We start from the raw sequence: 10,244 nt of genomic DNA on the forward strand, positions 1-10,244 counted from the left end.
AGTGCTACAATGTTCATGAGAGTAATCCTCCTTTTTCGGTGTTTGTGTCAAATTCATTGTAACAAAGGATTCTAGATTACTCTCTTTATTTTATTTATTTTTCCAACTAATTCTTTACTCTGTTACACGTCCCAAATGATACTCTTATACTTATAGAAGAAATTTTTCAGTTATCCGCAAAAATAACGAGGCCTATTTATGCATATAATATTTTATCCTGCCCTATTGGTACTTCTATTCTGGGGTGCCCATCTTTGCAAAAAAGGAGAATGGAATGAAGAGGTGCTTTCCTTCTCTCATACCAAAGCATTCCTTGGCTATTGCTCGATCCTGATCCTTTTTCATCATGCATCACAAAGGACTTGTGCCCCCTGGCTTATGGCATCTAATATCCATCACGGCCTGGATCCCTTTGTCTTTATCGGATACCTGTGTGTGGCAACTTTCTTTTTCTGCTCCGGCTACGGCGTATATACAGCACATTTCAAGGAAGGATTCTTTGGCCATTTTATTAAAATCCGGATTATGCCTATTCTGACACCGACAATCATTATGTGGCTGATCTTTTTTGTGATCGAAAAAGTTAGAAAGGTACCAATTGACAAGCCGGTGTGGCTAAACACCTACACCTATGTCTGGTATGTGGTGGCAGTGATCTATTTCTATGCCCTATTTTATCTGTGCTTTAAGATTATAAAAAAAGACTGGCTGTCCATGGCCGTGATGATCTTCGGAACGATACTGCATTTCATTTTATGTGGTTTCTTTAGCCCCGGGACCTGGTGGTACAACACACCGTTTCTTTTTCTGCTGGGCATTATCGCAGCGCGACATAAGGATGGAATGCTTGCCCTTTTCAAAAAGGCATATCCGCTGTGGCTGATCTTATCTTTCGTGATTACCGCTTGTGGATTTGCGTTTGCCAACTATTACTCTACAATCATCGTGCTTCTCGGCAGTCATTATACGGATAAGGGACATTTCTGGGGAGAATTGATCGGACAGGTAATCAGCGCGGCAACTTTTGTATGCTTTATTTTGTTACTTGGCATGAAGATACGCATAGGCAATCCGGTTATGAGATTCCTTCAAAAATTTACCCTGGAATTTTACCTTGTGCATACTTTGTTTATTCAGATGTTCGGATTTGCCTTTGTTAACGATGCGACGAAACCGGTCTTTTATATTAAAAACCAGTTTCTTTATGTACTGGTATCGCTTGTGCTGACTATTCCCATCGCGTACGGACTGAATCTACTGATGACGCTTATATGGAAGAAAGGGAAAAAATAACCGGCTCATTCCCAGCCATTATGGGCTTCAAAAAACTCGTCCATTGCTTCATCAAAAGGTCTGTCCAGATATAAAAATCTGCCCGTGGGGATTTCGTCACCTGAATAGTACTCCAGACGTTCTCCGTCAAACGTAAAGTAAGTGCCATCTTCAAGAGTACATTCAACTCCTCTCTGCATGCCGTAATAATAATCAACATGCAGCCCGCGTGTTTGCTCTATCGTCAATGAGTCCAGGGTCTCGACCAGATCTTCTATCTGATCTTCGGGAATGTCTTCATATACAAGTACGCCATCTTCTTTGTGAAAATATCTTGCGGATACGATAGGGCTGTTATAGTAATAATCCGTCAGTTTTTTCCCTTCGACATTATTCATCTCATTCTGTTCATAGGTTTTAAAATCCTCTACGACCATACTGCCCAAACCTACAGACAACCCTATAACCACTATGATAACCGATATCACGGAGACTATGATATTTGTCCATAAGAAGGATATGATCAGCGCCGCAACTGACAGGCCTTTTTTTTCATATTTTTTCGCTAATGCGATAATGGACAATATGAATCCGACCACAGGAAAAAGGAACGAAAAAACAAGTGCTAAAACAGGTAATGCGCCACTCTTATTCTTATTCATAGAATTATTTTCCATAGAAGGTTTATCCATAGAATCTCCTGGGGTCAAAACTCCTGTCCTTCATTTCTTCAGCACTTCTGATATCGTATGCTTCAAGATTCTCAATCAGAATATTTTCCCTACATATAAAATATTATGATATTTCCTCAAATTCTTCAAACGTTTTACACCAATAACCATATCCATATCCGGGCAGTAATGCGTCTTGCAGACGAGCGGATGTACAAGGATAAAGAAGAATTCTACAAGAAGCATCCTGAGTTCGCCCAGTGAGCAGTAGCTCTATTTATACTGTTTAGCAAACTGAACTGCTGCAGCAATATCGCTTTCGTTAGGCCTGCCCTTATGTATTCCTTTAAACTCGCCCTTGCAGTGAAATTCCTTCTCATCCATGGCGATGCCGGCCTTGTCGGCTGCTTCTTTTACTTTCTTATAAGTTGAATTCAGCAGTGCCGCAGAACCGAAATTAACGATCTTTCCAACCTTTTCTTTGTCGAGAGATGTCACAAATGACTTTACTTCGGGATCAATATTAAATGCATAGTATGAATTGCCCAGGAACAGGTAATCAACAGTCTCATTCACGGGTTCGCTGATCGGCAACGCTTCCACACCCAGTTCCTTAGCAATAGCCTCCGCAAGTTTCTTCGTATTTCCTGTTTTTGTGTAATATCTTACTGCATATGTCATGGCAATACCTCCTTACAACAATGCATTAATGAACTCTTCAATCCTATCCACGTCGATGTTAGAATACAGCCTTTATCTTTTATACAATTATATTGCATGCAATATATAATGTCAAGAACAGGTTTTTTTCACCGAATGCGGAAATAATAACGAACAATAATCCTCTAACACTTGTCCGTTATTATGTCATACTATAAACTTCGTAAAAATAAATGAAAGAAGGGCCGCAAATAAGGGATACATGATCATAGAGATCACCCATTTTCGAATCATCACTTTTTTAGGAATATAGGGCATAAGGTCCTCGGTTCCCGAAATGATCCACGCCTTTGTATGGCCAACCCAATACCAGTCAATGAAAATACGGTCAAATAAATTACATATCATATACGCAATCAGCAGATGAATGAATCCCTCCGTAAAACCTGAAGCCCCATTCAGAAAAAATACCATGACAGGACATACTATGATCATCATAACAAAGAAAGGTATAGCTAACAGGCTCTTATTCCTTTTTATTTCCTTTTCAGTCAAAAGGCCCATTTCTACCACTCTGTCCTGTACATCCTTCTCGTAGTAATGAACGCCTCCTTCCGGGCCGTTTTTTATACTTATTACACAGATCATAAGCAGTGTAAAACTAAGGAGGACTCCTTCGATAACCGCTAATATCATATTTCTGCTCCTTTCTGTTTTCAGATCAGGCTTTCAGATACCTGTATAAAGTCTCGAATATAAGGTCAACATTCGTCTGAAGCGAATCCTCAAACAATGTATCCCTGTTCTGATACAGGGCATAAATCGACTTGATAAAATTGACAACCACACCCGGTTCGGCATCCTGTCTGATCCCTTTGATTTTTGTAAACATGAATTCATATTTCTTAATATCATTTGTCTTATTGAAGTACGCACTGTCCGTGATATGGGACTTAAGCCATACCCAGTCATCCAGCTTCATCCGCAGAAGTATGTTGTTCTCAGGTTTGAAATTCTCGCGGAAAATCTCCAGAAATTTCTTCAGCGTGATAGTCCCATCCTTGGAGAAATGCGCTGCCATTTCCTTTTCAAATCTCACTTCGGTATCCCGGATCATTGCAATCACAAACTCTTCCTTGGAAGCATAAAAATTGTAAAATGTACCTACTGCGATGCCGGCACTTCTGGCAATCATAGCAACAGTCATTTTCTTGAGACCAATTTCGGTACTCATTTCATATCCTGCATGCAGGAGCTTTTGTCTTATTTCTTCCCTTTCTTTTTCAGTAAAACCACCGGCCATATTAAGTGATCCTTTCTTGGAAAATGTTCGTGAATATTTGTATTTAAATGTTCATTGTGAATATTATCATATAAATATTCACACGTCAAACCAGGGTTAGAATCTTAACGAAAAAAAACTACGAGATTTCTCTCGCAGCTTCTGTTTTGAATATGAATCCTCTCACGACGCCCAAAACGCCATCACAGCAACCAGGATCAAACATGAGGGTGCCATAAGCACAAGTCCATACACAAGCTTGACAATGCCTATCACCTTGCCCGCCTTTTTAACCAGGATCACAATCCCGCAGATGATAGCAGTCAATGCCAGCGCAAAGAAAAAGATTATTGATAATTCCCGGTACAGATGCCACAAGCATAACATTGCCCGTGATGCGCCTCGTGCGATTTTCACTCTTGCGGACCACCACCGCCATAATGAAAAAGCTGATGTATAACACTAATCCCGCATATGGTTTAAACCCCAACTCTACCAATCAGCCTTGGCAATCTGTCAACATCATTTAACGATCATGTCAAAATCCGTTGCACGTTATTCGAACCACGCAACGGCGCGTATCGGGGAACCGTCACAGTCTGCTATCTTCAGAGGGAAACAGCTGAACCAAAACAGCCCCGGACCGCACAGTTCAAGATTACACAGATTTTCTATGTTTACGATTTCCTTCTCCGCAAAGAGTTTTTTATGTCTTGTGAGATTAACATCCGCGATCGGATCGAGCCCGATCACATCAAATCCGATTCCCTTGAAGCTGCCGTTCAGAATATAATCCATTACCTCGTCGTCCAGACAGGGATAATCGCCAAAATATGACTCATCCCCCAGCGCTTGTCCCATCCGAGATTGAAGAGTAAAAAATCAGCCCTGGCAGCAAGCTCTCCGGCCTGACGGATCTGTGCCATGGTGATGGGCTGCCCTTCCTGCAGATCACGGCAGTCGATCACAACCGCCTTTCCAATAAACTGCTCGGGAGGGAACTGATCCAGGGTTGTCCTGTTTGGGAACAGATACGCGGGAGGATCCAGTCTTGGAGGCTCTGTTCCGGGGTAAACAGGCATATTCTCTTTTATCACATGTGTTAAATCTATCACTCTCATTTTTCATACTCCCTGTTTTTTTAAGTAAATCCGCGCCCTGATCGGATGAAACGACAGGACGGTGGAGAGGAACAGACAGAGGAGAAAACCCCCATGTACGTATAAGATCAAAAGCGGAACTTTAAATATCCTTAAGAAAAGATAAATAACGAACAACGCCACCGCACCGATCAAAAAATATTTTGGATGTATCCGGTCACACACATAAGTAAGTCTGCCATCCTCCTTATGGACAAAACGGTATTCGTGGTATCTTGAACCGTTCCTTGCCGGAACATAAAGATAAACGGTAAACACACCGTCCTCAAAAGTGTGGTACGGTGCATGCACCTGATCGGTCAGGAACTGGGCGACCACAAAGACTACAAAAAATATCAGTGCAAAACCAAAATCCTGAACAATGGGATCGTTTGAAAAATTATTGATCAATTCACTCATAATACTCTCTGATTTACTCCCAGATCTCCACCTTCGTAATGATCCGGACCGGACGGTCAGAATGAGAATAATAGATCCACATAGGGATCAATGCTTTCGAACCATCTTTTTCCTCACAATAGGTCACCTCAGTCCCAACGTGAAACTCCCAATCAGGATACATTATTGCTGCGTATGCCTTGATCACCTTAAGCCGTTTCCAGATCGTCTGCATCTGCTCAAAGGCATCCGCTGTCACACAGATCCTGTTGCTGTCGGTATCCTCCCCGCCAAGCCACTCCGGCAGAGCCGTTGTAGGGATCAGTTTTCCCTCTGCCACCAGTGCATCCAGATCCTTCTGCTCTTTGACGCTCTCAAAATCAATCCCACTCGTTAATATCTCATAACGTTTGCTCAGCTCATCATCATAAGGATCGCCGCTCTCCATGGAATGCCCCCAGCCCAGGATGATGCCATTCCTTACCGTAAAGGAAACGCCATGTTCCGGCTCATAATCCGTTCCCCCGTTGATCGCAAAGGCAATGTCCCCTTCCGACTCCGGTTCATATAAATCGATTTCAAACGCTCTGAAATTTTTTATATTCACCATTTCCTCGTCTACATCATAGATTGATAATATCCGGCGTTCCAGACGCTTCCATTCCTTTTGCGGCATCTGTTCCAGACTCTTTACACATTTCAGCGCATAATCCTCCGGAAATTGGTTTCGGCCATATTTTCGAACTTCCAGATCCGCATCAAAAAAGTCGGAATGTATACTCCCGATACTCTCCTCATCATCACAGTCGGAATCGGTTATCCTAAAATCCTCCAAATTGAGTGGCTTAAACTTCACATAGCGCTCATCGATACGTTTATAGATCTTTTTTTGTATCTCCCGGGAATACTCCATGCAAAAGTAACGGTCTTCCTGCTCTCCGTTGCATTCGAAATAATCATAGAGGTAATGTTCGTCCCGGCAATCGTACCAGCCTTCACCGGCCTTAAAATAACTGAATAATAAGCGCTTCGCATCAGGCTTGATCCAGTCTTCCGTAAAATAATAACCCAAACCTGCCAATGCCTCCTGCGGTGTACTCCTGCCGGTCCTGATCCCCTCCAGGATTTCTTCCGCTTTCTCCTCGCCGACTTCCTTTGCAAATCCCTCTCCGATCAGTTCTCTCTCGCAAAGCCATCCGAAGAAATACGACAACGGCATTATCGTATAATCGTAGACCTTTTTCTTCTCTTCCTCCGTCAGCTCTGCATCCCCGGGCTTCCCTGAAATCCGCCTGTATTCCCTTGCCGCTGCCTCCCAAAGCTCTTCACCTTTGTAGGTATAGCTTTTCTGTTTAGCTCCGGACGATGAGGAGATTTTCTTCTTTTTCCGGGAACCATCGAGGACCATAATGATCCCGACAACGATCAGAAGTATTACGCCGATCGCGATCATAACGGTAACCAGTAAATTTCTATCCATAATCCTATTTCTCCTTTTTCCTATGCCCTTGCAAAATGGGGATAATACATCTTAGTTTCCCCGTAATTTATTAATTTCGCCGGATTCTCTGTATTATACCATGATTCGGCAGTTGGAAAACAAGCGAAGTCTTTTGTGATTTAATGGAATTTCGCCAATCGTTTTGCTTTAAAGAAATAAGAAACAAGGCTTCCCGAATGTCCTGAATATGATCATTTTACAGAGATCATGTCTGAAAAATATGATACTGTGATAGCGCATGATACCGATGATATGATCGAGATGGTCATGGGTCCCAGGGAACATCTGGCATGCATTGTTGTAGATGCCAAAAGAGGCATCGAATATAACTTTGCCATGCATAAAGAAATGAAAAGCGATATGGGCTGTGCATTTTTGATTACTGATCGCAGCCCGTTTCCACAGTACTTAAGAAAGCTATGATATCATCTACTGTGGCATTTTTCTTCTGTTGAACTATTTACAACTCCATTCTATTCGTGACACTTTCCATGTCTGCAGGAATGACCTTCGCCATGCTCATGGTCATGATGATCACAGTTTGCTTCACCAATCGTCTCAAGTGTTCCTGCGATCAGAGCCTCAACAGCTGCATCGGTGCTTCCGCTTGCCCCTGCATAAAGCTTAATACCGGCTTCCTCAATAGCATTCACAGCTCCTCCTCCTATACCACCGCAGATCAGAGCGTCTACATCCGCAATGCTCAGGATACCGGCAAGCGCTCCGCATCCTTCTCCGTTGGTTCCAAGGATCTGAGAATTAACTACCTTTCCATCCTCGATATCATAAACCTTAAACTGCTCAGTTCTTCCAAAATGACCAAATACGTTTCCATTGTCGTAAGTTACAGCTACTCTCATTGTCTTATCTCCTTTGCTTTTCAGGTCCACACTGAACCCATTTCTATCCCTGTCAATTTCGATATTGCCACCTGCTATGCGAAGCCGTTTACCTTCAACAACAGCACTCACAAGTTTCTTTCGGGCACTCTCATACATAGCAGTGACCGTTGTCCTTGCAACACCCATTCTCAAAGCGCACTCTTCCTGATTGAGACCTTCATAATCCAAAAGCCTCACGGTCTCATACTCATCCAGCGACATCATCACAGTCGGGATAATTCCCGCATCCTCTTCTTCGGGTACAAAACTGTAGAAGTCCGGAAAACTGCATATTTTTCTGCACTTTGTAGTCCTTGCCATCGTTTTCTCCAAACACCAAAATTGACATATGTCAAGATAAGTATATATCTTTTCTGACATATGTCAATATATTTGTGCGATTTCTATTCTCCGGAGGTTATACTTGCCGTCAAGATACATTACGATTCCGCATTGGTCAAAGCGGTGGCATCTCTTCCGCAGAAGCCTGTTCCAGAATCACAGTGTTGGTCATAAATCCCGGAATACAGCGTGCCGCCTTAAGATACACGATCCTGTTATCGGGAGTGATATCGAACTCCTGACCAATACCTTTATATTTACTCAGTTTATAATCGAGAAACTTCATTAGAACATGATAGTGACCATACTGCACAGGAATCCTGATGCTATCTCCGTATTTCAAACATCCGAGACAAATATTGTTAATATATATTTCCATGCTGCTTCCTATCCCCAGACAAGCAGGCATACGGTAGATTTGAATAATACCATCCCGGGGAAGACTCACCATAGTATGGCATTTCCAACAAGCTTTATCACCCGGTGCATCCTGAACCCTACCACATTGTGGACATTTAAATCTGAACAATTTTGACATAATAACTCCCCCTGTATGTGCCTTGTAAATGATTCATTTTTGATTAATCCCATAGCATCCAAAAATATTTAGAGAATAGCGTAAAAAATTCACAGTTCCTTGTAGTATGGGCATATATTCTCATAATGCTCGTCTTTCATACGAAATCCGCCCGGGATTGTTCCAAGTTGTTTAAAACCAAGCCTTTCATACAAATGTCTTGCATGAATATTGCTCTCTACTACCGCATTGAACTGAAGAACTCTGAATCCAAGTTCTTTGCCTTTCTGTAGGCAATCCTTAACAAGTTGTTCGCCAATATGCTTTCCTCTCGCATCCGAGGATACAGCGTAGCTGGCATTGCAGATATGTCCGCATCTACCGATATTATTAGGATGAAGGATATACAGACCATAAATTTTACCATCTTCCTCTGCAACTCCTGTATAACTTTGAGATGTAAAGAAATCCGCTCCGCTTTCCATGTCCAATGTATCTTCCTGTGGAAAAGCGATACCTTCTTCAACAACCTCATTCCATATACGGATTATCTCCTTCAAATCCTGATCATTATATTCTCTTACTCTCATTGCTTCTCCTTAGCACGATTTATTCAAAGTTATAATTTAATCCGGCTGTTGACCATCATGAGCCAGCCATTGGCACTCCATCATTTTCATATCTGTAAATATTGCTTTAAAACTTGAATCCTCCGGGCTACACGCATAAACTCCAAATCTGATCTTTCCGGCACCTTCCCACATATGGCATATTCTCATCTGAGAGAAATTCACACCATCCTGGGAGCATTCAATACAATAATCATCTTCACGTCTGCTAAATCGGTACCACATCGCCTTAACCTCAGCAGGTATAGCAGTAGTTGCCCAGTCAGAGTATCCATGATTGGTTACTACAGAGCCAAGATGCTGAAAGCTCTCATTCTCATATTCTACAGAACCTTTGAGCCAGTTCTCCGAATCCAGGTACATTACTATTCCGCACTGATCAAAACGATGATGGCTCTCTTTGAAATCTGTTTTTACAACAAAGGAAAAGAATTTTTCTTCAGTCTCAAACTGAAAAACCGGTGCATTATCATTCCTGAAATGATAATATGTCCTCTGCCAGAGATCTGTATGAGGCTGTGTTACTATTTCAATCCTGTTACCCTCAACCTTATAGTTTTCCGGTTCTCTGATCCATTGCATCTTTTCTGTCATACTGTTGCACCTTCTATGATCACTGCTCCCTTTCTTTTGATAACAAATCCAGCATTTGATTTCATCATACCCGAGTGTATGATTTTTCGTCAATAACGAAACAATCTATCCGATATAGTTATTTATATTCCTTAGACTATAATATGTATTTGTTCTAGGGATGTGGCAAAAACCCTTGGGGGAACCATCGAAGAGATCTTCTTTTTCGATGAAGAGGAAGAATCGTAAATACAAACATTTACGCGGATCACGATAGGTGTATCACTTATATTTTCCTGGGTTCTTCCCGTATTTAAAAAGCAGTTCCCCGGTGTACAGGTAGAACTGCTTTAAAGCACGCCTCTTGAAATGAAAAAC

Annotated in this window: 14 protein-coding genes; 2 read left to right on the plus strand and 12 right to left on the minus strand. The window is 42.0% G+C overall.

What is annotated here, in order from left to right; all coding sequences use genetic code 11:
• Positions 1–198: 198 nt before the first annotated feature.
• The gene (locus tag J6O61_RS06635; RefSeq protein WP_292211110.1) at positions 199–1,293 is read left to right on the plus strand and encodes an acyltransferase family protein; all 1,095 of its coding nucleotides are present in this window, start codon (positions 199–201) and stop codon (positions 1,291–1,293) included.
• A gap of 5 nt (positions 1,294–1,298) precedes the next feature.
• Here J6O61_RS06635 and J6O61_RS06640 read toward each other — a convergent pair whose 3' ends face one another.
• From J6O61_RS06640 to J6O61_RS06670, 8 genes are all read right to left on the minus strand, one after another.
• Positions 1,299–1,964 carry a hypothetical protein gene (locus tag J6O61_RS06640; RefSeq protein ID WP_292211113.1) on the minus strand — a complete coding sequence of 222 codons (666 nt, stop codon included), beginning with the start codon at positions 1,962–1,964 and terminating at the stop codon, positions 1,299–1,301.
• Between the two features lie 252 nt (positions 1,965–2,216).
• Positions 2,217–2,624, minus strand: coding sequence for a flavodoxin family protein (locus tag J6O61_RS06645; protein WP_292211114.1), 408 nt, complete (start codon positions 2,622–2,624; stop codon positions 2,217–2,219).
• 186 nt (positions 2,625–2,810) lie between these two features.
• Positions 2,811–3,299 (minus strand): hypothetical protein, encoded by a 489-nt coding sequence (locus J6O61_RS06650; RefSeq protein WP_292211116.1) that lies wholly within the window; start codon positions 3,297–3,299, stop codon positions 2,811–2,813.
• A gap of 25 nt (positions 3,300–3,324) precedes the next feature.
• Positions 3,325–3,906: a TetR/AcrR family transcriptional regulator gene (locus J6O61_RS06655; RefSeq protein ID WP_292211119.1), complete on the minus strand. Its 582-nt coding sequence runs from the start codon at positions 3,904–3,906 to the stop codon at positions 3,325–3,327.
• Between the two features lie 534 nt (positions 3,907–4,440).
• Positions 4,441–4,746 carry a cyclase family protein gene (locus J6O61_RS19435; RefSeq protein WP_330613735.1) on the minus strand — a complete coding sequence of 102 codons (306 nt, stop codon included), beginning with the start codon at positions 4,744–4,746 and terminating at the stop codon, positions 4,441–4,443.
• Positions 4,683–5,006 carry a cyclase family protein gene (locus J6O61_RS19580; protein ID WP_334299801.1) on the minus strand — a complete coding sequence of 108 codons (324 nt, stop codon included), beginning with the start codon at positions 5,004–5,006 and terminating at the stop codon, positions 4,683–4,685. The genes J6O61_RS19435 and J6O61_RS19580 overlap by 64 nt, the downstream gene beginning before the upstream one ends.
• 3 nt (positions 5,007–5,009) lie before the next feature.
• Positions 5,010–5,444: a hypothetical protein gene (locus J6O61_RS06665; RefSeq protein WP_292211122.1), complete on the minus strand. Its 435-nt coding sequence runs from the start codon at positions 5,442–5,444 to the stop codon at positions 5,010–5,012.
• A gap of 13 nt (positions 5,445–5,457) precedes the next feature.
• Entirely contained in the window at positions 5,458–6,903 is a 1,446-nt protein-coding gene (locus tag J6O61_RS06670) for a hypothetical protein (protein ID WP_292211124.1), read from the minus strand.
• Positions 6,904–7,131: 228 nt separating this feature from the next.
• Between J6O61_RS06670 and J6O61_RS06675 the strand changes: the two genes are divergently transcribed.
• A complete protein-coding gene (locus J6O61_RS06675) occupies positions 7,132–7,347 on the plus strand; it encodes a hypothetical protein (protein WP_292211127.1) in 216 nt (71 codons plus the stop codon).
• Positions 7,348–7,397: 50 nt separating this feature from the next.
• Here J6O61_RS06675 and J6O61_RS06680 read toward each other — a convergent pair whose 3' ends face one another.
• The 4 genes from J6O61_RS06680 to J6O61_RS06695 form a co-directional block, all read right to left on the minus strand.
• Entirely contained in the window at positions 7,398–8,126 is a 729-nt protein-coding gene (locus J6O61_RS06680) for a DUF134 domain-containing protein (protein ID WP_292211130.1), read from the minus strand.
• 136 nt (positions 8,127–8,262) lie between these two features.
• Positions 8,263–8,685 carry a hypothetical protein gene (locus J6O61_RS06685; RefSeq protein ID WP_292211133.1) on the minus strand — a complete coding sequence of 141 codons (423 nt, stop codon included), beginning with the start codon at positions 8,683–8,685 and terminating at the stop codon, positions 8,263–8,265.
• Positions 8,686–8,774: 89 nt separating this feature from the next.
• Positions 8,775–9,254, minus strand: a complete 480-nt coding sequence (locus J6O61_RS06690; protein ID WP_292211136.1) for a GNAT family N-acetyltransferase — start codon at positions 9,252–9,254, stop codon at positions 8,775–8,777.
• A gap of 36 nt (positions 9,255–9,290) precedes the next feature.
• Positions 9,291–9,887: a DUF1349 domain-containing protein gene (locus J6O61_RS06695; protein WP_292211138.1), complete on the minus strand. Its 597-nt coding sequence runs from the start codon at positions 9,885–9,887 to the stop codon at positions 9,291–9,293.
• Between the last annotated feature and the right edge of the window lie 357 nt (positions 9,888–10,244).

The sequence above is a fragment of the Butyrivibrio sp. genome, assembly GCF_017635265.1.
In the GTDB taxonomy this organism is placed as follows: Bacteria; Bacillota; Clostridia; order Lachnospirales; family Lachnospiraceae; genus Butyrivibrio.